The 24,518-nt window shown below is 61.5% G+C and carries 19 protein-coding genes and 2 pseudogenes; 5 read left to right on the forward strand and 16 right to left on the reverse strand.

Translation table 11 applies throughout. From position 1 onward, the window contains the following. The first annotated feature begins 106 nt into the window (after window positions 1–106). Window positions 107–790: a type 1 glutamine amidotransferase domain-containing protein gene (locus C5O79_RS01155; RefSeq protein WP_122479001.1), complete on the forward strand. Its 684-nt coding sequence runs from the start codon at window positions 107–109 to the stop codon at window positions 788–790. A 64-nt stretch (window positions 791–854) separates the two neighbouring features. Here the strand turns inward: C5O79_RS01155 and C5O79_RS01160 are convergent, their stop codons facing one another. The 3 genes from C5O79_RS01160 to C5O79_RS01170 all read right to left on the reverse strand — a co-directional run bounded on the left by C5O79_RS01160 (window position 855) and on the right by C5O79_RS01170 (window position 4,055). Beyond that, entirely contained in the window at window positions 855–2,099 is a 1,245-nt protein-coding gene (locus tag C5O79_RS01160; protein ID WP_122478140.1) for a saccharopine dehydrogenase NADP-binding domain-containing protein, read from the reverse strand. Window positions 2,100–2,142: 43 nt separating this feature from the next. Then, entirely contained in the window at window positions 2,143–3,060 is a 918-nt protein-coding gene (locus C5O79_RS01165; protein WP_122478142.1) for an acetoacetate decarboxylase family protein, read from the reverse strand. A 332-nt stretch (window positions 3,061–3,392) separates the two neighbouring features. Then, window positions 3,393–4,055 carry a glutathione S-transferase family protein gene (locus C5O79_RS01170; RefSeq protein WP_122478145.1) on the reverse strand — a complete coding sequence of 221 codons (663 nt, stop codon included), beginning with the start codon at window positions 4,053–4,055 and terminating at the stop codon, window positions 3,393–3,395. A 123-nt stretch (window positions 4,056–4,178) separates the two neighbouring features. Between C5O79_RS01170 and C5O79_RS01175 the strand changes: the two genes are divergently transcribed. Then, window positions 4,179–5,159, forward strand: a complete 981-nt coding sequence (locus C5O79_RS01175) for a YafY family protein (RefSeq protein WP_122478148.1) — start codon at window positions 4,179–4,181, stop codon at window positions 5,157–5,159. A gap of 204 nt (window positions 5,160–5,363) precedes the next feature. On the opposite strand, the gene C5O79_RS01180 is transcribed toward C5O79_RS01175, so the two are convergent. Continuing rightward, window positions 5,364–6,008 (reverse strand): HD domain-containing protein, encoded by a 645-nt coding sequence (locus tag C5O79_RS01180; RefSeq protein ID WP_047853165.1) that lies wholly within the window; start codon window positions 6,006–6,008, stop codon window positions 5,364–5,366. Between the two features lie 156 nt (window positions 6,009–6,164). Between C5O79_RS01180 and C5O79_RS01185 the strand changes: the two genes are divergently transcribed. Beyond that, on the forward strand, window positions 6,165–6,572 hold the full coding sequence (locus tag C5O79_RS01185) for a DUF3224 domain-containing protein (protein ID WP_046547101.1): 408 nt from the start codon (window positions 6,165–6,167) through the stop codon (window positions 6,570–6,572). 205 nt (window positions 6,573–6,777) lie between these two features. On the opposite strand, the gene C5O79_RS01190 is transcribed toward C5O79_RS01185, so the two are convergent. After that, window positions 6,778–8,016: an SfnB family sulfur acquisition oxidoreductase gene (locus C5O79_RS01190; RefSeq protein WP_122479003.1), complete on the reverse strand. Its 1,239-nt coding sequence runs from the start codon at window positions 8,014–8,016 to the stop codon at window positions 6,778–6,780. 292 nt (window positions 8,017–8,308) lie between these two features. On the opposite strand from C5O79_RS01190, the gene C5O79_RS01195 reads away from it, so the two are divergent. Next, window positions 8,309–9,580, forward strand: coding sequence for an acyl-CoA dehydrogenase family protein (locus C5O79_RS01195; RefSeq protein WP_047853161.1), 1,272 nt, complete (start codon window positions 8,309–8,311; stop codon window positions 9,578–9,580). Continuing rightward, complete coding sequence (locus C5O79_RS01200; RefSeq protein ID WP_122478150.1) at window positions 9,577–10,977, forward strand: LLM class flavin-dependent oxidoreductase; 1,401 nt, start codon at window positions 9,577–9,579, stop codon at window positions 10,975–10,977. The genes C5O79_RS01195 and C5O79_RS01200 overlap by 4 nt, the downstream gene beginning before the upstream one ends. Before the next feature lie 419 nt (window positions 10,978–11,396). Here the strand turns inward: C5O79_RS01200 and C5O79_RS01210 are convergent. The 11 genes and pseudogenes from C5O79_RS01210 to C5O79_RS01260 form a co-directional block, all read right to left on the reverse strand. After that, window positions 11,397–12,576, reverse strand: a pseudogene (locus C5O79_RS01210) (IS3 family transposase). A gap of 67 nt (window positions 12,577–12,643) precedes the next feature. Further along, a complete protein-coding gene (locus tag C5O79_RS38450; protein ID WP_335904800.1) occupies window positions 12,644–12,919 on the reverse strand; it encodes an RHS repeat-associated core domain-containing protein in 276 nt (91 codons plus the stop codon). Between the two features lie 6 nt (window positions 12,920–12,925). After that, the gene (locus C5O79_RS01220; protein ID WP_131931051.1) at window positions 12,926–13,321 is read right to left on the reverse strand and encodes a hypothetical protein; all 396 of its coding nucleotides are present in this window, start codon (window positions 13,319–13,321) and stop codon (window positions 12,926–12,928) included. Continuing rightward, window positions 13,318–13,839: pseudogene (locus C5O79_RS01225) on the reverse strand (RHS repeat-associated core domain-containing protein); the annotation flags it as partial. The gene C5O79_RS01220 and the pseudogene C5O79_RS01225, both read right to left, overlap by 4 nt. 312 nt (window positions 13,840–14,151) lie before the next feature. Next, window positions 14,152–14,412 carry a hypothetical protein gene (locus C5O79_RS01230; RefSeq protein WP_163009070.1) on the reverse strand — a complete coding sequence of 87 codons (261 nt, stop codon included), beginning with the start codon at window positions 14,410–14,412 and terminating at the stop codon, window positions 14,152–14,154. 7 nt (window positions 14,413–14,419) lie between these two features. Then, window positions 14,420–19,135 (reverse strand): RHS repeat-associated core domain-containing protein, encoded by a 4,716-nt coding sequence (locus C5O79_RS01235; protein ID WP_122478160.1) that lies wholly within the window; start codon window positions 19,133–19,135, stop codon window positions 14,420–14,422. A gap of 178 nt (window positions 19,136–19,313) precedes the next feature. Then, complete coding sequence (locus C5O79_RS01240) at window positions 19,314–20,141, reverse strand: hypothetical protein (RefSeq protein WP_131931052.1); 828 nt, start codon at window positions 20,139–20,141, stop codon at window positions 19,314–19,316. Window positions 20,142–20,155: 14 nt separating this feature from the next. Further along, window positions 20,156–20,488 carry a hypothetical protein gene (locus C5O79_RS01245; RefSeq protein WP_131931053.1) on the reverse strand — a complete coding sequence of 111 codons (333 nt, stop codon included), beginning with the start codon at window positions 20,486–20,488 and terminating at the stop codon, window positions 20,156–20,158. Between the two features lie 1,125 nt (window positions 20,489–21,613). Further along, entirely contained in the window at window positions 21,614–22,366 is a 753-nt protein-coding gene (locus C5O79_RS01250) for a hypothetical protein (protein WP_163009071.1), read from the reverse strand. A 730-nt stretch (window positions 22,367–23,096) separates the two neighbouring features. Then, window positions 23,097–23,399 (reverse strand): hypothetical protein, encoded by a 303-nt coding sequence (locus C5O79_RS01255; RefSeq protein WP_122478174.1) that lies wholly within the window; start codon window positions 23,397–23,399, stop codon window positions 23,097–23,099. Continuing rightward, window positions 23,396–24,277 carry a hypothetical protein gene (locus tag C5O79_RS01260; RefSeq protein ID WP_122478177.1) on the reverse strand — a complete coding sequence of 294 codons (882 nt, stop codon included), beginning with the start codon at window positions 24,275–24,277 and terminating at the stop codon, window positions 23,396–23,398. The genes C5O79_RS01255 and C5O79_RS01260 overlap by 4 nt, the downstream gene beginning before the upstream one ends. Window positions 24,278–24,518: the final 241 nt, after the last annotated feature.

Consider the following 24,518-nt stretch of genomic DNA (forward strand, 5'->3'; position numbering starts at 1 on the left):
GTTTGCCTCGGCAGCGTATCGAGGCCGTGGGTATGAGGACTGCCATCCGACAATTCGGCGGCGCGTCGACGACGTCCGTCCGTGGCCGATGAAAGGGAACCGCATCATGAGCAAGCGCATCCTGCACGTCGTCAGCAACGTCGCGCACTACGCCGATCCGTCGCAACCGACCGGCCTGTGGCTGTCCGAGCTGACCCATGCCCATCACATCTTCGCGGCGAGAGGCTATGAGCAGCGGCTCGTGAGCCCCAAGGGCGGCGTGTCGCCGCTCGAGCCGCGCTCGCTCAAATGGCCGCATGCCGACGCCGCCACGAAAGCGTGGCGCGCCGACAAGGCCAACGAAGCGCTGCTGGCCACCACCGCACGCCCCGACGAGATCGATCCGGCCGAATTCGATGCGATCTACTTCACCGGCGGCCATGCGGTGATGTGGGACTACCCGGACGATGCGGAGCTGCAGCGGCTCACTCGCGAGATCTACGAGCGCGGCGGCGTCGTGTCGTCGGTCTGTCACGGCTATTGCGGGCTGCTGAACACCACGCTGTCGGACGGCTCGCTGCTGGTTGCCGGACGCCGGATCACCGGCTATTCGTGGGTGGAGGAAATCCTGGCCGGCGTCGCGAAGAAGGTGCCCTACAACGTCGAGGCGCAGATGCGGCAGCGCGGCGCACGCTACGAGAAGGCACTGCTGCCGTTCACGTCGAATGTCGTCGTCGACGGCCGGCTCGTGACCGGCCAGAATCCGCAATCGGCGAAGGCGACTGCGGAACAGGTCGTCGCGTTGCTGTGATTGTTGCTTCGCAATCCGATCTTTATCGGTTTTCTGAAAAATCGCGACCTGGCGGCACGCGCGCTCAAATCACCTCGAACCTCAACCCCGCATGGCGCACCAGCCGCTCGATGTAGCGGGCGTCGAACATCGTCGCGGGCGTCCAGAAGCCGCCGCCGCGACCGGTCTTGACGCCGTCGCCGGTGCAATCGAGTGCGAGGCTGATCGCAGCCTGCCCGAGCATCTTGCCGGTCGAGCCGTAGCCCGGGTCGCGGTCGCCGGTGACTTTCACGCGCAAGGTCTTCCCGTCGTCGGTGCGGCCGAAGAATCGCAAATCGTAGCGGCCGGCCAGTTGCGCCGCGGCGCTCGGCCCCTCGCCGGGTTTCGGCAGCAGGAAGCGCTCCATCAGGCTGCGCACCGGCTTGATGACGACACCCACCATGAACGCACCGAGGCCCGCCACCATCGTCACCGCGGCCAGGCGGCCCTTGAAGCCCGTGCCCGTCATCACCGCTTCGTCATACGTGAAGCGGCTGCCGTACGCGTTGCCGGCAAGCACATTGGAGCGATGCACGACGCGCTCGTTGATCGCCGCCATCACGAAGGGCGCGATCCACGCGTCGAAGTCGCGATCGAATGCGGCGGATCGCACCGCGCGCTGGCGCATCGTGAAGCCATGCCCGCTCGGGCACAGCGAATAAGGATCGAGCAGTTCGCGGCGCAACGCGGGATCGGCCGCGGCTTCCCGGACGACGTTGATCACGCTCGCCACCGTGCCGCCCGACGCGCCGCCCTTCAATGTCTTCACCCGCATCTTCACCTGCGTGGCCGGTACGCCCCACTGCTGCCGCGCCTGTTGCTGCAGGAAGAACACGCCCATGTCCGACGGCACCGAATCGAAGCCGCAGCAATGGACGATGCGCGCGCCGGATTGCCGGGCCGCCGGCTCGTACTTGTCGATCATCCGTTTGATCCATTGCGTCTCGCCGGTGAGGTCGCAGTAGTCGGTGCCGGTTTCCGCGCAGACCTTCACCAGCGGCTCCCCATAAAGCGCATAGGGGCCGACGGTGGATACGACGACCCGGGTCTGCGCGCAGAGCGCGCGAAGCTGCGCTTCGTCGGCTGCGTCGGCGACGATGATCGGCACCGACTGCCCGGCCGCGCCCAGCGTCTCCCGGACCTGCCTGAGCTTCGCTTCGGAGCGGCCGGCGATGGCCAAGCGCAGCGGCTCGCCGGCGCCCGACAGGTACTCGGACAGGTAGCGGGCGAGGATCTGCCCGACGAAACTGGTGGCGCCAAATACGACGAGATCGTGGGTCGGACGGGTCATGGGCGATTCCTTCGGCGCGGGCGTGCCGCGAAGTGGCGTGGCGTCAGCGTGGCTTTCCGGGTTCATCGAAGGCCTTCAACGGGGTCGGCAGGTTCAGCACCAGTTGCGCGTCCTTCACCACGTCGAGACGCAGGATGGTGGACGCGCCCAGCCCGTCGAGCAGCTGGCTCAGCGGGCCGCCGTGCCGCACGAGTTCGACGTTGCGCGGCAACAGGCGCTGGGCGAACGATAGCGCATTCGTCTGTACCAGTGTCTGGTGCCATTCGCCGTCGATGCGGTTGATCATCGTCGACGTGCCCATGTGCGACTGCGACGCGACGTTCGTCAGCTCGGGCATCGGCACGCTCAGGCTCAGGTCCGGGCGGCCGCCCGGCCCGGCAATGCGCGCGCGGGCAGTGGCGCCGAGGTTCACGTCGATGTCGGCGAGCCACTTGGGCAGCTGGTAGCCGTGCACGCCGCGCACCCGAGCGATTTCCGTGGTGACGGGCAGCGCGAGCACGTGCGCGAAGAAGCTGCGGCGCCGCATCGAGTCGATCAGTTCGAGCGTGTGCGACCCGGTCGCGCCGGGCCGCCGGATCACCACCGCGACCGACACTTCGTCGTACGGATCGTTGTCGCACACCGAATACGAGAAGAAGGTCAGCGCGACCAGCGCGTACCCGGGGAGCGCGCGCAGCGGCTCGAGCGGCACCGGCAGCGTGGTCCGCAGGCGTTCGAGGGGCGCCAGGAACAGCAGCTGAATGCTGCTGGAACGGTAGTAGAAATTCGGCGCCCAGGTCGGGCCGACCCGCGACTCGACCTGACGCTTCGGAATCCGACGGAAAAAGTCGATGTTCCCCGCCGCGGGATCGCGCGCCACCTCGTCGAGGTCGGGGTTCATCCGGAACCGGTCGTAATACCCGCCTTCGGGCACGTCGACCCGGTGTGGACCGAATTCGACCTGTGTCAACCGCCTGTCCATGTTCGTCGCCTCTCGTCGATGATCGACCGTGGCAGGCAACACCCGATGCCCGCTGACTCACCGCCGTCAGCAAGCACTCTAAGATTCAAGTCAGCTTTAAGGTCAAGGCGCCGAGTAGAGGGGCACGTCGGATTGCGTTGAGCGACTGGCCGACGCGTGCCCCACGGGCGCCAAATCACTTGGCGGCCGGGCGACGGCCCTTGCCGCGTAGCGATACCTCGCGTGGGTCACGCAACCGCACCCGTCACCCGGCGTGTGCACGCCCGGCAATCCGTCCACTCGAATCGCGGACTGAAGGCCGCCTGCTCCGCAAGGCTGGAGGCCCGAAGGCGCTAGTCGAGCCCGCGAAGAAAATCGGGAACCGCTTCTCCGATCGAGGCAAGATAGCCGGCCATCGCGCCGGCGACCTTGCGCACGGCGGGACGCGCCGTCATCCGCTCGCGCCACGCGAGCAGGCGGGGCGTTTCGTCCGTCATCGGTGCGCCCTTGCGCGCACCGAACAACTGCGCCATGTAGAACGCGATGTCGGCGTAGGAATACGTTTCGGCCAGAAACTCGCGATCCGCCAGCACGTGCTCCATGCGCCGATAGTATTGAGCCGCTGCGGCGCGTGCAGCCTGTGCTGCCGGATCGTCCGGTGTCTCCTCCAGCCCCATCAGCCTGACGACATGCGGAAAATAGATTTCGTCGCTGCAGTGTTCGAGCTGACGCGCGATCGCGCGCGCCGCCGGATGCGCCGGCCATAGCGCGGGGTCGGGCTGCAGATCCTCGAGATACTCGAAGATCTGCGTGGAATCGAAGAGTTCCAGATCGCCGTCGATCAGCACCGGCACCTGCCGCTTCGGGTTGATGCGCAGCACATCCGGATGTTTGGGATCGTAGCCGTGACGCTGGCTGAACGGCACCATCACCCGTTCGAAGCCGATGCCCTTCTCGTGCGCCGCTATCTCGACCTTTGCACCGAACATGCTCAGCGGCCCGGAAATGATCTTCATCGTTTGATCCCCTGTGGTGTCGTGATGCGTAACCCGCGTCGATGAAACGGATCGGGAATGCGGCCAAGCATAAGCCCGAAAACATGACACCTCATGTCACGTATTTGAGGTAACGTGTCGCTCATGAAAGCGAGCCGACTGTTGTCGATCATGATGATGCTGCAGGCGCGCGGCCGGATGACCGCGCCGGCGCTCGCCGAAGCGCTGGAGGTATCCGAGCGCACGATCCTGCGCGACATCGACCAGCTCTCCACGGCCGGCGTGCCGATCTGGGGCGACCGCGGCCGCAACGGCGGCTTTCAGTTGAGCGATGGCTGGCGTACCGATCTCACCGGGCTCACCGAGCACGAAGCGCACGCGCTGATTCTGGCGGGCTTGCCCGGGCCCGCGAGAGAACTGGGCCTCGACGGCATGGCGACTTCCGCGCGGCTGAAGATGATCGCGAGCCTGCCGCCCGACTCGCGCGAACACGCCGATCGCGTCGCCAGCCGGCTGCACGTCGACACCGTCGACTGGTACCGCGCGCAGGAAACGCCGGCATTCCTGCGCGAAGTGGCCGATGCGGTGTGGGGTTCGTACCGTATCGACGTGACATACCAGAGCTGGCGCGGCGTGTCCCGCCGCGAACTCGAGCCGCTCGGCCTGGTGCTCAAGGGCGGCGCGTGGTACCTGGTTGCCAGGGTGGTCGGCAAGCCCGGCGCACTCACGTTCCGGCTCGCGAATATCCTCGAACTCGATGCATCGCGCGGCCGCTTCAGGCGTCCAGCGCGATTCGACCTCGCGACGCACTGGCGCGACGCGATGAGCCGGTACGAAGCCGAGCTCGATCGACTGACCGCCCATGTCGCCGTGTCGCCGCGCGGCGAAACCTGGCTGGCCAACGCGCGGATCAAGGCCGAGCCTGTCGAGCAGGAGGCAGGCAGCGCGGAAGTGCCGCCCGGATGGAAAGCGTTCCTGATGCCGATCGAATCGATCGAGCACGGCGCGCGGAAACTGCTGGGGTTCGGCGCACACGTGAAAATCCTCGGGCCGCAGGCGCTCAAGGATGAATTCCTCGAAGCGTTGGTGCAGGTGAACGCGCTTTATCAGGTAGGTGACGATTGAAGCATCGACTCCCGCACCGACGCTGTCGAGACGAGTCGAAACAATGGCACCGTTGAGTCTTCGTCAAGTTTCAAGTCGCGCGTTTCAATGCAACGGAGGTTTCGCGGGCAGAGCCGGATGATCCACTCGTGTCGACGCGACCATCATCCGCATCGAGCCTTGCGCGTCAGACAACGTCGGTATCTGAAGGCCGCATCGGCACGATCAGATCTCGTCGGAAAACTCGTCGAGAAAGCGCTGCAATCGGTCACGGCGAACGATCGCCATACGCGTACCCGTGACGGTCTGGAAACCGGTTGAAAGCCGCAGCAGTTTCGTGCGGAAGTGATCGATCGCGAATCGTGTGTCGTCGAGTTCCCGCGCCGATGCATGCGGATCGACCGGGTCATACAACGCGCTGCCCATCCGGCCCGCGACGTAAAAGCACCGCGCGACGCCCACCATGCCGATCGCATCGAGCCGGTCGGCATCCTGCAGCACCTTGGCTTCCAGCGTCTTCGGCGCGATACGGGCCGAGAAACTGTGCGCCTCGACTGCATGCGCAACCGCGTCGCGCTTCGCGTCCGGCCAATCCAGCGACTTCAGCACCCGCCGGGCCTTGTCCGCCGACAGCCGCGATGCCTGCGCGCGAAGCGGGGAATCTTTCTCCACCGCCACGCAGTCGTGCAGCAGTGTCGCCGCAAACAGCACTTCGGCGTCTCCGCCCTCCTTCGCCTGGATCGCGGCCGCGTTCTTCCACACGCGTTGCAGATGCGACGTGTCGTGCGAGCCATCGCCATTGGCATCACGCCAGTGCGCCAGCAAGTCGTTGGCCAGATCCTGAAAGGGTGCGAAAGCGGGGAGAGTCATCTGGGAAAGCGGTCGAGGTCGGAATGCCGATTATCGCCGCATGCGCGGCGCGGCAGACGATCCGCCCTTGATTCCGGCATATCAAGCAAACTGCTATCTCCAGCAGAACCCGGTTGGCTTATAGTGCGGGTTGCCAATTCGACGAGGAGCGCTGCAATGACACAGGTAGCCAATGGTCCGTTTGAAGTGAAGCTGAATCCGGAATCCCTGAGTCCCGTCGCGGAACAGACCGGGCTCGGCCGCATGTCGCTCGACAAGCAGTATCACGGCGACCTCGAAGCCGTCAGTCACGGTGAGATGCTCGCGTTTCGAAGCAGCATCCAGGGCTCCGCCGGCTACGTGGCGATGGAAACCGTGCAAGGCGCGCTGGGCGGCCGGCAAGGCAGCTTTGTCCTGCAGCACAGCTCCACCATGACGCGCGGACAGCCGCAGCAGTCGATCACCGTCGTGCCCGATTCCGGCACGGGAGAATTGCTGGGGCTCGCCGGCTCGATGATCATCACCATCGACAACGGCCGGCATTCGTACCGCTTCGACTACACGTTGCCGGAATCGCCTCGGTAAGCGGGCTCATGCAGTGGATGCGGCTGCTTCGTGATGCCGCCGTGCCGGGGCAATGACACGCTCCATCCCGCATTTATTTGCCCGATACCCGTCAATTGCGCATCGACGAAGGCATTGCCGCGTTCGCCCGTAATCGCGCGGATGCATTCGACCGTGGCGACACGCTCCCCCATCACCGAGCCATGACACCACGATCGCCACGCGTTCAATTCCACGCATGGCGCGCCGGCCGCACGCCGTTCAGGTAGTAGTTGCCGACGAGGTGATATTTCCACCGCACCGGATCGTGCAGCGTATGCGTGCGTGCATTGCGCCAGTGCCGGTCGAGGTTGTGCTCGGCCAGCGTCGATTGCGTACCGGCCAGCTCGAACAGCTTCTCGCCCGCGAGCAGTGCGACTTCCGTCGTCAGCACCTTCGCCTCGCCCACCGCCACGGACGCGCGTGCGACATCGTCCTCGGTCACGTCGCCGCGCGCCGCGATCTCGTCGAGCGTACGTGCCGCGCGCTCGAGCAGCGCCTCCGCCGCGTGCAGCTGGATATGCAGATGGCCGATCTCGCGGATCGTCAGCGGATCGTCGGCCGCCCGCTCGACACCGCTGTCGACCCACGGCCGCGTGCGCGTGCGCACGAACGCCAGCGTGTCGTCGAGCGCGGCCTTCGCGATGCCCGCGTCGATCGCGGCCTGGATGATCTGCGACAGCGGCCCGTTCAGCGTCGGCAGATCCGACACGCGCTGGGCCGGCAGCACGTGCGAAGCCGGCACGCGCACGTTGTCGAGCACGACGGTGCCGCTCGCGGTGGTCCGCTGCCCGAACCCCGACCAGTCGTCGATCACGGTCAGCCCAGGCGCGGGCTGGCGAATGTACGCAAGCCACGCGCGGCCCTCGTCGTCGAGGCCGAGCACCGGCACGTAATGCGCGAACAGCGCCCCGGTCGAATAGAACTTGGTGCCGTCGACGACATAGTCGTCGCCGTCCCGGCGCACGCGCGTCTTCAGGTCGAGCACGTGCTTCGTGCCCTTCTCCGAAAAGCCGTTGCCGAACCGCTTGCCGCTCAGCACTTCCGAGAACAAGTGGCGCTTCTGCGCGTCGGTGCCGGTCAGCGCGATCACGTCGACCAGCCCGAAATGATTCTGCGGCAACTGCCCGAGCGACGGATCGGCCGACGCGACGATCCTCACCACTTCCGTCAGCGTCACGTGCGACACGCCCGCGCCGCCGTAAGCCTTCGGCACGGTGATGGCCCACAGCCCCGACTGCGAGAACCATTCGATCTCGTCACGCGGCAGCCGGCGCTCCCGGTCGCGCTCGGCCGCCCCTTCCGCGAGCCGCTGCGCAAGTGCATGCGCGGCCGCGATGGCCTGCGCGTCGTCGGCGATCACACGGGCCGCCTGCGGTTGCGTTTCGGCCGATCGTTCCTGGATCGTGGCGCTCGTCACTGACATCGGGCTCTCCTGCTGATTGACGGAAACGTTCAATCTAGCAGCGCGCCGACCGCCGGCAAACCGAGCGATTCGCACAACGATATTCCTTCGCATGACAAACGATGCGGTGTGCGGCCCGCGGTGAACCGCGCATCAGCGACGATATCGACGCCCCGGCATCGGTGCCGCGCCGCCTCGCCCGCGTAATGCCCGATGACGATAACGATGTACGAATCCGTTATTGGATCGTCCGCAGCGTGCTTCCTATACTGGCCTGCCGGCATCGACGGCCGCGCCTTTCAAGGATCTCTGCATGACTTCCTCTCCCGCAGCAACCGAACTTTCCATCGGCACCGACTATGACGCGCTTGCCAGCCGCTTCAGGCCGATCTTCGAACGCATCGCGGCCGGCACCGCGGAGCGCGAACGCCGCCGCGAGCTGCCGCACGAGGCGATCGGCTGGCTGAAGGCCGCGGGCTTCGGCGCCGTGCGGCTGCCGGTGCGCGATGGTGGCGCCGGCGCGTCGCTGCCGCAGCTGTTCCGGCTGCTGACGGAACTCGCCGCCGCCGATTCCAATCTGCCGCAGGCCTTGCGCGGGCACTTCGCATTCGTCGAGGACTGGCTGAACGCGCCGCCCGGCGCCGATCGCCAGACCTGGTTCGACCGTTTCGCGAGCGGCCAGCTCGTCGGCAATGCGTGGACGGAAACCGGCGACGTGGCGCTCGGCCAGACCATCACGAAGGTATCCGAAAAGAATGGCCGGCTCGTGCTGAACGGCCGGAAGTTCTACAGCACCGGCAGCCTGTTCGCCGACTGGATCGACGTGTTCGCGCAACGCGCGGACGACGGCAGCGACGTGATCGTCGCCGTCTCGACCGCGCAACCCGGCGTGATCCGCGAAGACGACTGGGACGGCTTCGGCCAGACGACGACCGGCAGCGGCACCACGCGCTTCGAAGATGCGGCGGTCGACGCACGGGACGTGATCGACTTCGCGCGACGCTTCAAGTACCAGACGGCGTTCTACCAGCTCTTCCACGTCGCGACGCTGGCCGGCATCGGCCACGCGATCGTGCGCGACGCGGGCGATCTGGTGCGCCGCCGCACCCGCGTGTACAGCCACGGCAACGCCCCGCGCGCGGCCGACGACGCGCAGCTGCAGCAGGTGATCGGCGAGATCGCGTCGTGGGCCTATGCGGCCGACGCGCTCGCGCAGCGCGCCGCGCAGCCGCTGCAACAGGCCTACGAAGCGCACTTCGGCGGCGATGAGGCGGCCGAGCACGATGCCAACGTCGCGGCCGAGATCGAATCCGCGCAAAGCCAGCTCGTCGTGTCGGACCTCGTGCTGCGCGCGGCGACGCGCCTGTTCGACGCGCTCGGTGCGTCGGCGACCCGCAGCACGACGGCGCTCGATCGTCACTGGCGCAACGCGCGCACCGTGTCGTCGCACAATCCGCTCGTCTACAAGGCGCGGATCGTCGGCGACTGGATCATCAACGGGCGCACGCCGCCGTTCGTCTGGCAGATCGGCAACGGCCCGGGTGCGGGCGCGAACGCGCAGGCAGGGACGGGAGCCGCCCAATGAGCAAGACCATCCGCTTCAACGCATTCGAGATGAACTGCGTCGGCCACCAGTCGCCCGGGCTGTGGGCCCATCCGCGCGACCGCTCGTGGCAGTACAAGGATCTCGACTACTGGACCGACCTCGCCCGCGTGCTCGAACGCGGGATTTTCGACGCGATCTTCATCGCGGACGTGATCGGCTACTACGACGTTTACAAAGGCAGCAATTACCACGCGCTGCACCAGGCCGCGCAGATCCCGGTCAACGATCCGCTGCAGCTCGCCGCGCCGATCGCGATGGCGACCGAACATCTCGGCATCGGCATCACCGCGTCGACGACCTTCGAGCACCCGTACACGTTCGCGCGCCGGCTGTCGACCGCCGACCATCACACGAAGGGCCGGCTCGCGTGGAATATCGTCACGTCCTACCTTGAAAGCGGCGCGAAGAACGTCGGCGACAACGGCCTGCGTACCCACGACGACCGTTACGCGGTCGCAGCGGAATACGTCGAGGTGCTGTACAAGCTGTTCGAAGGCAGCTGGGAAGACGGTGCGGTCGTGCGCGATCGCGACGGCCGCGTGTTCACGCATCCGGAGAAAGTGCACGAGATCGGCCACAAGGGCCGCTTCTTCGACGTGCCCGGCTACCACCTGTGCGAACCGTCGCCGCAGCGCACGCCGGTGCTGTTCCAGGCCGGTGCGTCCGGCCCCGGCAAGGTGTTCGCCGCGCAGCATGCGGAATGCGTGTTCGTCGCCGCGCCGACCCGCCCGCAGCTCGCGCGCTACGTGGCCGACGTGCGCGCGCAGGCCACGGCCGCCGGGCGCGACGCAAGCAAGGTCCTGATCTACAACCTCGTCACCGTGATCGTCGACGAAACCGACGAGAAGGCGCAGGCCAAGTTCGACGAATACCGCAAGTACGTGTCGTACGACGGTTCGCTGGTGTTCATGTCGGGCTGGACCGGCATCGACTTCGGCCAGTACGCACCGAACGATCCCGTCCGGCGCGTCGAAACGAATGCGATCGTGTCGGCGGTCGAGCACCTCGCAGGCGGCGACACCGCATGGACGATCGAGGAGCTGGCGGCCTGGGGCGGCATCGGCGGCCTGGGCCCGGTGTTCGTCGGGTCGGCCGCGACCGTCGCGGACATCCTGCAGGAATGGGTCGCCGCCACCGACGTGGATGGCTTCAACCTCGCGTATGCGGTGGCGCATGAAACCTTCGAGGATGTCGTGCGTTATCTCGTCCCCGAACTGCAGCGGCGCGGCGTGTATCCGACCGGCTATGCGCCGGGCACGCTGCGCGAGAAGCTGTTCGGCGGGTCGGCGCGGCTGCCGGACGAACATCCGGCCGCGCAGTATCGCGACATCGAGCAGGTCAAGCGCGATGCCGAGCAGGTGGCTGCGTACGCGTGACGACCCTGCGTCGGCTGGCTGGCCCGCATGCGGGCCGGCCGGCTTCACGATGAGCAGTAACCGGTGCGTCGGGCCATCATTCGTCCGGCGCGCAACCTGATCGCCTCCCGCTCCTCACGCGACGCTCAGTGCAGTCCCAAGCGCACGCGGGTGCCGTTACCAACAGGCCCGAATCAGAGTTGGTCGAAGGACTCCGTTTCTGACGGGCTGGCCTATGGTCGGCGGTTTCGATGCCTTGGAGTTGACCCTGTAATCCCGGACACAGCGTCACACTAAGATTGCTGAATCCATTGCGCGACGGAACGCTCTTGGCGAGCGATATTTCAACGCGCTATGGGGATGCTTCTCGTTGTAGTGCTCGGACGCGATGGCCAGAAGCTTGAGGTTCCCTCGGTATTTCGCCTTCCAACGGTCCCGAGTTATGCCGCGGCGTCCTTGGTCTGCTGAGCTTTGATCCAGTCCCGAAGGAACCGCTCCGGAGAAACAAAGCCGAGCGACGAATGACGACGACTGCGGTTGTAAAACACTTCGATGTATTCGAACAGATCGACCTTCGCGTCCTGATGCGTCCGGTAGCGCGTGGCATGAACCCGTTCGTTCTTCAAGCTGTTAAAGAAGCTTCCGTCGGGGCGTTGTCCCAACAATTTCCCTTGCGGCTCATCGAGCAGCGCATGCCGTAGGCGGCCAGTTTGCGTTGGAACTCGTGACTCGCGTATTGACTGCCCCGATCCGAGTGGCACAGTGCGCCCAGCGCGGGTCGGCGGCGGAACCAAGCCATCGTCAGCGCGTCCGTTACGAGATCCGCCCTCATGCGCGGCTTGATCGACCAGCCAACCACCTCCCGGTTAAACAGGTCGAGCACCACGGCCAGGTACAGCCAACCCTCGTCGGTCCAGATGTACGTGATGTCCGAGCTGAACACCTGACTCGGCTCGGCGGGCGTGAACTCCCGATTCAACAGATTCGGCGCAACCGGCAGCTTGTGCTTCGAATCGGTCGTCGCTCGGTAACGGCGCTTGTGCCGGGCCCGGATGCCGTTCTCACGCATCAGCCGTTCCACGCGCGCCTTGCTGACTGGAAAGCCTCGATCACGGATTTCCTTGATCATGCGTGGCGAGCCGTATGCGCCCTTGGCCTCGGCGTGCACCGTCCGGATCAGCGTCAGCAATTGCGTGTCCGTCAATCGCGTTCGCCCCGGTCTACCGCCGCGCTTCCACGCGCGATAACCGTTCACGCTGACCGACAGCACGTGGCACAACGACGACAGCGGATATTGCCCGACCTGCCGGTCGATCCAGGCATACCTCACAGCAGGTCCTTCGCGAAGTATGCTGCCGCTCTCATTGCGATCTCAAGCTCCATCTGCAGGCGCTTGTTCTCCGCTCGCAGACGCGACAGTTCCATCTGCTCCGGCGTGACCGGCTTCGCTCCGGCGCCGTTGAGCTTGCCCCACGCTTCACCCTTCACCCAGTTGCGAAGCGTCTGCTCAGAAATGCCCAGCTCGCGGGCCACGACGGCCACTCCCTGGCCATCCTTGACCCGCTGTACGGCGGCCAACTTGAACTCTGCCGTGTACGACTGTTTCGGTACCTTGAACATGCCTAACTTCCTTCCTTTCCGTCGAGTTTACACACGACCTATTGGAAGGCGAAATTTCAGGGGAAGCTCAGGTTTCAGGTGGGAAGAGATCTCCAGCACCTGATGAATGGGTTCCACTGATATGACGTTCATCAATATGATGCCACCCCTCTTTACTGTTCCCATCCTCAATGCGTGGTTTATGCTCCTTTCGACCAGATAACCCTAGTGGATCGATCCACTGGACTGGGTTAGGCGCATACTGGAACATGTTGATACCAGCGGCCAGCCCGATCGGGTCTTTCGATACGAATCGTCCACTACCCGGGTCACATTGCACCGGCGCCGGTTGTAAAGCCCTCACCCTGCGCTACTTCTTGATGGCTAATCCTTCTGGCCCGACAGCATCCGTTACTTCAACGTCGCTTACATCGAACTCAAGGCTTGGCTCACGACCTGCCAATGAGACGAAGAGATCGTGAACATATTTCATTTTGTCATCGACGTCGTCCAGCGGAACCTCCTGAGGAATAATTTCCTTCCAGTTTTCGAGCCAAGAATTTGAAGCCAGAACGTATTCCAATACATCAATAACACGCTCCTGAGAGACCGGACCAAAGCGACTGAATTCGGCCTTCGCCTCTTCATAGATCCTCCTTGCCCCTTCTTCAGTATTGATATAAAAATCGTCCAACTCATCATCCGTCATAGACAGAAGAAAATAGTATAGCGGACGAAGATAATTGAAATTAATCAGTTTAGTCATAGCTGTGGATATGCAGTCACGATATTTCCATTGCGCCGAACCACCGTAACCCTCTTCGTTGTCTCAGGGCAACCACCACCCGCCCTATAGCCTTCGCCGACAGTTCTGCCCATATCAAATGTCTCCGTGTTGGTCCCGTTTGCGTCTATCAACGCAATACCTCGCTGAATTGCATCCAGTTGGTCGATGTTGCTAAGGAATCGAGTTGAATTGATCGGCCGCGGACGTTTAGGACACGGATTGTCGGGGGGGATGCCCGTCTTTGCGCGATGTTCTTGCTGCGCCATTGTCGTTCCTGCACCGTGGCGCGCGTAAGCATGGCCGCCTCCAGATGAATCAATATCACTCAGGATACTACCGGCTCGACGGTTCGCTCTGTTTCCTGCCAGCCCTAACGGATCAACCCATTCAATTGGATTTGGACCGTACGCGTAGATGTTCAATCCACCCGCGAGCCCGATCGGGTCCTTACTGACGAACCGCCCGCTGTTGGGATCGTAATACCGATGCCGGTTGTAATGCGGCCCCGTCTACCGCTCGCTCCCAGTACCCCAACGATTGCCCAAAACCTCGTGCGCTCACAGAGTGCACTCTTCGTCGTAGCGCTATCGTATGTTGGGCGACTCTCCACCTCCCCTTGTCCCACACGGCATCTTGGCGTCTCTCAGCAGTATGAAGAAGTTGGTTCGATACTCAATCGTAGTCGTGCACAACCAAGCGTGGCGGATTCACGACCTCGGCCTTGCAGGTCGCTCGCTGCTCACCTCCTGCGCTTCCCCCCACGCCCGGTCATTACAAGCCTCTCGTGTCAAAAACGCAAAAAATCAAATTTATTTACTCTTCAACATATCCATAAGCCTCCTGATCTCAGCAAGTAACGCCGGTATATCTTGCCTGGCATGAGCGATAAAATCTTGATCCTCGACGGTTGCGCCACTCAACTCAATATCTTCACCGCGAGCCCCTTCCGGACCAGTCATAATGAAGTTTGAACCACTTTCATGATCTCTCCCTTCAACATACGACACCCAAGGTCCGGGCGTAGCCGCCTTACAACGAGCCTCTATTTCATTCAACATTTCTTCATTCATTTTCCACCTACTTTCTTGCATTTGGATTGCGAACAGTCGGCGTCATAAGCGCTTCCGCTTGTTCGGCAGTTATACCCGACAAGGTCGCATGATTCTTGTTGTTATAAGTTGGCGATGCAATCACGTCGCCACCCGCCGCTCTGACATCCCCGACCGTTGTAACACCAACCTTCCCATGCGGGATACCATTGGTCAGGTCGTCTAGTGATTTTCCCGTGGCACTGTTTACCGAAACACCGTCCAGTTTTCCGTCCGTACCGACGGTAACACCAGATCCCTGCCGAAATTTCTCTGCAGTACAGCTGCCTCCTCTACACACAATTGCCTCGTTGGGAAGGTAATCAGGACAGGGACATTTTTGCTTCCGCTGCAACCCAAGTGGATCGATCCATCCTACCGGATTCGGCGCGTATTGATACAGGTTCAATCCACTGGTATACCCAATCGGATCCTTGCCAACAAACCTCCCCACCTCCGGATCATAGTACCGATACCGGCTGTAATGCAGCCCCGACTCATGGTCATGGTACTGCCCCTGGAAGCGTATCGGGTTAGCGATCGGTGTTTTGCTGGATGCTTTCCGGATGGCTTCCTTCGCTAGTCCCCACGCGCGATACTCTGCGCTCCATGCAATCTCGCTGTGCTCGTCCGTCAGTTCCTGCGGTGTACCGAGGTGGTCGCACTGGTACCACGCCAGGCTGTTGATCAGCGGCGCTGGCGGCGGAGGGCCCCACAGCGGGTCTTCGTCCTGCCGGTAGTAATCGCCGTACTCGGGCTGGTCGAGCAGTTCGATGGCGTCGTCGCGCACCGCCTGCGCCACCGGCACAAAGCTGCCCGGCTCGTAGACGTAGTGCGTGGTGCGCGCACCAAAGCCGTCCTCATCGGCGATCTTGCTCTCCCACGCCAGCGTGTCGCCGTCCCAGCCGTACAGCGTGAAGCCGCATTGCAGTTCGCGGTTGCGCTTGACCCGTTCGGCACGGTTCCAGTGCGGCCCCGCTTCTCGTCTGTCCTCGTAGTGCGCCTGGCTGTGCTTGGACAGGCGCCGGCCGAGCGCGTCGTAGGTGTAGTCGACCTTCAGGCGCTCGTCTTCGTAGTGGGTGAGCCGGTCGAACAGGTCCCAGGTGAAGCGGCCTTCCTTGCCGTTGTGCCAGCGTTGCGTGAGGTTGCCGCGCGCGTCGTACTGGTAGTGGGTGCCGGCGTATTGCTTGAGCAGGTTGTCCAGCGCCTTGATGCGCGGCATACGCTGGCGCTCAGCTTCGCGCTGCTCGGCCGGATCGATCAGGTTGCTGGCCGGATCGAAGTCGAAGGTCTCGTGGCCGAGCAGGCTTTGCGCTTCGAGCAAGCGGCCCACCGGATCGTAGCGGTAGGCAAGCTGGCCGCGCCGCGTGTCGTTGATGTCGGTGAGCTGGCCGCTGGCGTCGTAGCGGTAGCGGCGCACCAGCAGGCGGTTGCCGCCGCCCGTGTGCGTTGGGGCGGGCGTGTCGCGCGCGAGCACCTGCTCGCTGAGCCGCCCCATGGCGTCCCACTGCTGCGTTTGCAGCAGCCGGTTGCCCTGTAGGCGCGCGACTTCGCGGTGCAGGTCGTCGCGCTCGTAGCTGACGAGTTCGCGCTCGTCGAGTTGCAGCGCCAGCAGATGGCCGCTGCCATAGGTGAGCCAACTGACGCGGTGGCCGTCCGGGCGCACGGTGGCGACGCGCTGGTTCAGCGCGTCGTATTCGTGTTGCCACACCCCGACCAGCGGCTGGCCCAGGCGGGTGTAGTGCTGGTGCTCGCGCACAAGGTTTCCGGCCGGGTCGTGGAACCATTGCAGGCGGCTGTCGGCATTGCAGGCCAGCGCCAGGTTGCCGTTGAGGTCGTAGGCGAAGGTCTCGACCTGCCAGTCCTGCTCACGCGGAGCTGCATCCCCAGTTTGCAGCGCGGCGCGCCGCTCGGTGAGGCGCCCCATCGGGTCGAAGGTGTAGGCGGTGATGCGCTGCCCGTCGATGGCACGCGCCAGATTGCCGGTTGCTTCCTCGTACTGGTAGCGCGTGGTAGCACCGTCGAAGCCGGTTTCCGCCAGCAGACGGCCCACCGGGTCGTAGTGGAACTCGGCATCGCGGCCGTTTTCGTTGCGCAGCGCGGTGAGCTGGCCGAGCTTATCCCACTGGTAGCGCAGAGACTGGCCGGCGGCGTCCACGCGTTTCGCCAGCAAGCCGACCTCGGTGTAGTCCCATTCGGTACGTCGGCCCAGCGCATCGATGTGGGTCAGCAGGCGGCCCTCTGCGTCGCGCTCGAAGTGCTCTTCGGTATCGTCGGGGTAGCGAATGGCGGCGAGCTGGCCGGCCTCATGGCGGTAGTGGGTGACCTGCCCGGCTGCGTTGGTGAACTGCACGAGCTGGCCGCGCTCGTCGTAGGCCCAGCTGCTGGCCTTGGCCGAGCAGTCCACGTAGCGGGTGAGCTGGCCGCTGCTGTTGTACTCAAGCTGCTTGGTCTTGCCGCTGGCATCGGTAATGCCGATCGGCAGACCCATCAGGTTGTACGCGTACTCGGTCTTGTTACCCAGCGGGTCGATGGCCTCCGTGAGCCGACCGCGGGTATCGTAGTCGCGCAGCCAAAGACCGCCCTCGGCGTCGCTGATCTTGATGAGCTGGTCTTGAGTGTCCCAGGCGTAGTGCACGACCGAGCCGTCGGCGCGGACGTGTTCGAGCAGGTTACCGTTCTCGTCGTAGGCGTAGCAGTCCTCGCTGCCGTCCGTGTGGATGTGCTGGACGACGTTCTTGGCTTCGTCGCGGAACAGCCATTCCTCGCGCTGATCGGGATGGATGATGCGGTAGGTGTAGCCGAGGTGGTCGTAGTAGTGCCAGGTCTCCTGGCCGTGGGCGTCGGTAACGTAGGTGAGGCGAATGTTCTCGTCCCACTCCAGACGGGTGTCGAAGCTGCCGTCATCCGCCCACTCACGCACGGCGCGGGCATCCGCACCCTCACCCTGCCAGACCAGATTCATGCCGCGGCCGGTGCGATCCGTGTACCGGGTGATCAGGTGGTGCTGGTACTGATAGGTCCACGCGGCAGCGTTCTCATCCTGGGCCAGGATAAGGTCGCCCGCTTCGTCGTAGCGGTACAGGCTCAGGCGGCGCAGGGGTTCGTTTTCGCCCATCAGCCACAGGCCAGTGATGCGGCCCGCTTCGTCCACCAGGGTGCCCAGGCGGGTATGCGGCTGACTGGGGTCGTCCTGGTAGGTGATCAGGTCCGACAGCACCGCGCGATTGCCAACGCGGTGGTCGTAGCCGAGCAGCATGCCGGCGCCACCGCGCAGTTCGATCCGCACCAGCAGGTAACGATCGCCGTGACGCTGGTAGGTCTCACGCCGCTCGTAGCCACGGCACAGGACCAGTTGGTGATCGCTCACGCGAACCAGGATGAGGTCTTCGATGCGATCCTCATGGAGTTGCCCAACCTTGGGCAACGGATAGTCGTGGCTGCGACCATCGGCACCGTGATAGCGCAGGCCTTCGCCCTGCACGTCGAAGCGCATGGTGTATGGCGTCATCCAGCGTGCGCCCAGTTCGCCATCGTCGAAGGCGCCGAGGCTAGAGCGGTAGGTGCGTGTCCATTCGATAGGGAACGGGCCCGGCAGGGTGAAGTCGGTATGCGCGATGGTCTCGATGCCCATGGCGAAGCTGATGCTGCCGCAAGTGCCGACGCACGTCCCGTTTTTCTGGGGCTTGGCATCGCCTTGAGCCCTACGCTCGACAAGGCGCGGCTCCAGCGGCTGCCCCGGGTGGCTCGTCCTGCTGGTGCTGGTGGTACCCGGCTTGATGTTAGCGCCATGTCCCCGGCCTGGACCGCGGGCGAGGACCGCGCGGGCTAGGCCTGCGATGATCCAGCCAATGCTCTGCTCAACGTTTTCGTCGGCCAGTCGGCGAATCTGCCGGCCGAGTTCGGGGGACAGCCGACGAAGTGCTGCGGTCTCCCGCAGCACCGCGTCGCAGACGCGCTGCGGTATTGCCATTGTCGCCAGGTTGACGCTGGCCTTGGCCACGCCCGCCTGGAATTGCGTGGCGGCGCCATACACATTGGTGAAAATGCCGAGCGGGTCACGCCAGAGCTTGCCAGTGGCCTCGAACAGTTCCGCCTTCGCCGCCTTGAGATTGCCCTCGGCATCCAATTCGCTCAGTACGATCGCGTCCAGTCCGTTGGCCAGGTCGAAGATCAGCTCTTCACCATACGTGGCAGCCGCTTCGATGAAACCGTGCAGTTCGGCCTGTACTTTTGTTACGAAGTCCTCCAGACCGCCCTTGATGGCGGAGTTCAAACTGGTAGCGAGCACCGTAAGCATCGCCTCGCCGACCAGTTGCTTGCCGCTCTTGCGCAACTCCTGGCGCACGAGGAACAAGCCTGGGCGCAAACTCATGCGAGCAGCGGCAGTGCCGGGCAAGGGCACCACACCCATCAGGTTGATGCCCAGGCTCACCCAATCGAGCATATGGCACTCTTTGCTCTTCGCAAGGGTGACGATATCGCCGAACACGTCAGCCAGTGCGAGGATGTTGCCCAACACGGGCAGCGCACCAGCCACGGTGGAGATACGTTCTAGCGTGATCGTGCCGTCGCTGATGCTGATCAGCCAATCGTCGAAGGCACTGATGCTCTGCCCCACGTCAGCGGGCTGGATCAGGTTCACTGGGACGACGGCTACTTGTTTTCCTCCAGGTACTGCGGCGTTGCTGTTAGTGCTATCCATCGCGGGTTACTCGGAATGTGTAATTGGAATCGATGAGCCGCGATCCGATGCGGCATTTTCTGATAGGGCGTCTACGCTCGGGATGCCCAGCCTCATGGCTTGAGGCTGGCGCAGTTGCGCGGCCGAGCCGGGCGGCGAAACGTCGTTCGCGCCCATGGGCAGACATGTGCCCCGCTCGCTACGGGTTCACGGGGGGCGGGGTGAACAGGCTGAGGTCGAGGCCAGCGTCACGGAACCGCTGTATGGTCGCCTTCAAGAGGCGGTCGCCTGCTTCGCCTTTCAGAGAACCCACGGCCATCGACGACGCCCGGCACTTGTCGAGACTTTCCGCGCAGCCGTTGTTGAGCGGCATCTGGCTGGCCCGCATGGCCAAGTTGATCGCGAGCGTCGGTGCCCAGATGGCCTTGGCCGGCTTGCCTTGGTAGAAGGCGTCAAGCTCGGCCTGCATGGCTTTCCAGGTGCGCCGTACGAAGTCGTCTCCGAACTCGCAATCGGTAAATTCGATGGCGCCGGCTCGCTCGCCCTCGGCCTTACAGGCGAAAACGGACAGGTCGCCCGGGCGCAAGGCCATCGCTCTCGGCACCACCTCGCTGCGGGGCTGGGCACGCACCACGACGGCACCGGGGACGTCGAACACCACCAGCGTCCGGCCTTGCCCACCGTCTTGGACAGATGCGGTAACGCCAGACAAGAGCACACGCTTGTTCTGGAATCGAAGATCAGCAGTCCCTTGGTTTTCCGCATAAGCGCGTGCAACTTCGGATGCCGTAGCCATGGGGATCTTCAATACCGTGGCGGCGTAATTCTCCCGGCCCTCGGTGATGGCCTGAAGGTCATCGTGAATAATCGCCCGCAGCATATCGGTTTCGATCTCACTGGGAACGTAGCCGCCGGCAACACCCAGCCCTGGAACCAGCGCGGCAACCAGGAGGGCACAGAGCCGCAAACGCAAACCGACACGTCGCACCGAACGCTGAACCTGATTGCATTGAAAGCGCATGGGCATTTCCCCCTCCGTATTTATCCATGTGTATTTCTGCCAATGGGGAACTCACACCCCTGCCCCGCGCCCCAGAGGGTTAGCGCGATGACCGTCAGCCCGAGCACGGCCGAGCCGTACATGCAGACCAGGACCAGGAGAGAGAACGCTCTTTCCTCGAACGCAAAGACGCGGCGGTACATCTCGAACATGCCAGGGAACGTGTTCATGTCGATCCCCTTTCGCTTGCAGAACCGGTGTGTCGCAAAGATTCCCCCGAACACCATCGCTACACAGATGGCAAATAGGAGAATCCGGATAATTTTAATGTCGTCGCACATGAGCCTTCCGCCTTTTCGCCAGCGATCCAACATCGCGAAAACTCCGAAACATCTCAATACCGAAAACCGGGTTAATCCATGTTCGCCCCAGTTCGTCAACTCGACTGATGAATCCATAGATCTACAACTCACTAGAGGTCCGTACAGCCCCTCCGTACGCTTGTCGCGCTACCCCATCCCAAAAAGCGAATCAATGACGTTCTTGATCCAAGTCTTGACGTCGCTCCACGCGATCTTTTTCTGCCTAAAAATTTTCCGCAGAAAAATGCTCGACCACACAAGAGTAAAACCGATGGCCATGCATATACTCAAAAATGAAAATGTGCTCATCAGAATGAAAGAGTTCCAATCTCTTTTAGAATTTCAAGTGGATTTTCTTTAAACTCACCCGCCTTTCGTCTTGCAAAATCAAAAAGGAGATGATTCATTCCCATCGTCAAACTCCATCCCATACGCGCTACATCGTCGCCCCATACTCTTAGAGCTCGAGAGCGCCCACGCCCAAACTCCAGCCGGCGCACCCAAGCTAGTACCATCCAACCTAACGGATGGCAACACATTTTCAGTGTTCCTGTACCGGACAGGAGGTCTACGCTTATTGCACTTACGCCTCAAGAGGCCATTTAATTTAATAGCACTCACATTTATAGTCTACTATCGTGTACTTTGGCGATACCGGATTAGGCTTAATCAGTCGACCAAATCGATTTAACTCCTTGCACATATCAACACACCGCCCGAGCTTCCCATTGTATGTTTCCTGATTCGAAGTTGGCCCCAAAGAAGAAATCAAACAAAATACGAAAATAACCAAAACCATCAGAAATATAGGATTATTAAATATTCGAGTCATACGGAACCAATTTATTAAAATATTCCCACCAGAATAAAATAACCCCAATCTCTTTAATTGCTCCAAGTAGCCTTTCTTTAAATTCACTTCATGGCCATGGCACTGCCCCTGGAAGCGTATCGGGTTTCCTCGAATGCAAAGACACGGCGGTACATCTCAAACATGCAGGGGGATGTGTTCATGTCGATTCCCTTTCGCTTGCAGAACCTGTGTATCGCAAAGATTCCCCCAAACACCATCACTGCGCAGATGGCAAATAGGAGAATCCGGATCATTTGAATTTTGTCGCACATGTTCCCTCTCAACTATGGCTCCAGCCGTACGGGCACCAGCACGCCGAGATCGAGTCCATTCGCCTCGAATCGCTGCACGGCTTCCTTCAAAAGGCCTTTGTCGCTGGTCAGGGAACCGACCGCCGTCGCCGCTTCCCGGCATTTCTCGAGGCTTTCAACGCAGCCGTGATCAGCAGGCATCCTCCTAGCCCGCGCCGCGATATTGATGGCCAGCGTGACGATCATCACGTTCGGGACATATTTGCCTTGATAGAAATCGGCAAGCCAAGCAGCCAAACGCTCCCATTCGCGCCGGCCAACGTCGTCCGCATTCTCACAATCGTCAAAGCTAACGGCACGCGAGGTTCCGCCTACACCGGTGCAGACGAGGGAAACCTTGCTTCCTGCACGCCAGGTAGCCACCCGCGACGCCTGGTTACCATGCGCTATCGCCCGTACTTGGGTCGCACCCGTGTCGGCATACACGAGCACCGTACGATCGAGGTCGTCTGGCCATACCGCATCAACAATGCCGGACACAAGCACGCGTCTGCTCAGGAACCGGTGATTGGCCTTCCCATCACTTTTGCTTTGGTAGACGCCCGCGATTTCCTGTGCTGTCGCAACGTCGATATTCAAGACCAGTGCGGCATAGCTCTGTTGTCCCGCCGCAAATGCACGCACATCATCCTGTCGGCCGATCGTTAGAAGAGCAGTTTCAACATCGCTAGGGATATAGCTGCTCGCGACACCTATACTCGGCATGCCCGCCGCGACAAAGATCATATACAGACGCAATCGCCATCCCATATCTCGGATTCGAAAACTACAACCGACTCTATCCTTTAAATAGCACTCCATCCCATGCACCTTTAATTCAATAGTATTTCCCGCTTATCGCTATAAGGCAAACTTGAGAATGGCGGGGAAATTACAACCTTGCTTTTCGCCCCACGTCGTCAGCATCACTCCGCCAAGCACCACCAAAGCGCCACCATACATCGCCACCAACATCAATATCGAAAATTTCTTATTTTCGAATTTTAAAACACAACGATACATCTCCAACATTCCAGATAAAGTATTCGGATTTATTCCTTGCCTCTTGCAAAACCCATGCGAAACAAAAAACGCCGAAGCTAGCATAACAACGCATATGAAAGCGATCGAAATTCTATAAATTTGAATGTATTTACACATCACTTAACCTCAAATCCCGGTAAATTTACGCTTGGCGAAAATGGCATCTCAATCTCTTGACCAATGCCAGCACCAATTCCGATGTAGGCCTCCGGGAATATCGATGTAGTATGGGTTATATCTACCGAAAAGAACCCGCGACTGAATCCGACCGCTGGACCAACCTTTAGTGATTCAGCGCTTGGATCTCTAAACCGCAGTCCGCACGACGCCGACACTCGTCTACCAACTGCCATCATCGGGATGCTTGGTTGCACGCTGATGCCATCCTTCTCATTCACGGAAGCTCCCACGGAAAGGCCCGTTCCAGCAGCAATCATTGCTCCTGCACGGCACTCCCCAGTTGCTTCTTGGCACTGTCCCGGAAGAACCATTCCGAGCGCTGGTCCGGGTGAATGATGCGGTAGGTGTAGCCGAGGCTGTCGTAGTAGTGCCTGGTCTCCTGTCCGTGGGTGTCGGTAACGTAGGTGACACGTCGCGCCGAACGATCGACTTGATCGCTTCGAGAACCGTTTAAAACTTCACCATGGTGATCCTCCACGTTAACTATTTCCAGCGCCGTCCGCCACACCTCCGATACAGGCGAGAACCGTGTCCTTTGCGTCATCCAGCACGTCATCGCGCGGACTCCTCTAGTGGCTTGACTTTGGCCAGTTCGTGCTTGTGTAGTTCCTCGAAATCCCGAAAGTCGAGGCCAGCATCCTGAAACCGTTTAATCACGCTCGCCAGAAGTTGCGGATATTCATCAAACGACCGAACCGATTGGAAAGCGGCATCACATCTTTCTTTGTTATCCGGGCAGCCGCTATCAAGCGGCAAAACCTGTGCGTATAGAGCAATGTTGATTGCCAGCGCAGCAATTGTGATGTTCGCAGCGCGCTTGCCCTCATAGAAGTCGAACAGGTAAGTCCGCAACTTTCCCCAAACTATCTTTCCCAGATCGTCTCCAAACCTGCAGTTCACGAAATGAACACCGACCTTCACCGCTTTCGAAAGCGAACAACCTAAGGAAACCTTATCACCCTCTTGCAAGAGGTGACCGCGGGCTGCAAACGCCGGATCAAATTGAGCACGAAGTTGAAACTTGCCTGTGCTCTGGAACATCACTGTCGGCAAGCCACTCCTGTCTTCCTGGCGCGATGCAACAACACCTGAAAGTAGTACATATTTCTTTGAGAATTGATGATTGGCAGCAGACCGCCCCTTCTTGTAGGCCTGAGCAACTTCGTCTGCGGTGACGGTAGTCACCGCCACATTCAGTACATTTCCCGCATAGGTCTGCCGACCTTGCGAGAAGTTGCTAATGTCATCGTTCATGACCGATTTGAGCACGATAATCTCTGATTCGCTTGGAGCGTAGCCGGCCGCCATGGATAGTCCCGGAGCAAGTCCTACAAAAAAAATCGCAATTAGCTTGACCTGGCTGCATCTCGTCAGGCCATTACGGCACATGATCGCCTGCAAGTATCGCAAGCTCATCCATGGACTGCGCGTCATCGATATCGCCCTCTTCCTCTGAGACCGGTGGCCTCACCAAGTCTTGTTCCTGGCCAGGGGGAAATTGCAGCCTTGCTCTACGCCCCATTGCGTTAAAAAAAACACCCCCAGTATCAATGCAACAGATCCATACATACAAAAAAACATCAAGATGGAAAATGACTTATTTTCAAAAACAAAAACACGCCGATACATCTCGAACATGCCAGATAATTTATTCATATTGATTCCGCGCCTCCTA

Source organism: Burkholderia sp. SRS-25 (assembly GCF_004343765.1).
In the GTDB taxonomy this organism is placed as follows: Bacteria; Pseudomonadota; Gammaproteobacteria; order Burkholderiales; family Burkholderiaceae; genus Burkholderia; species Burkholderia contaminans.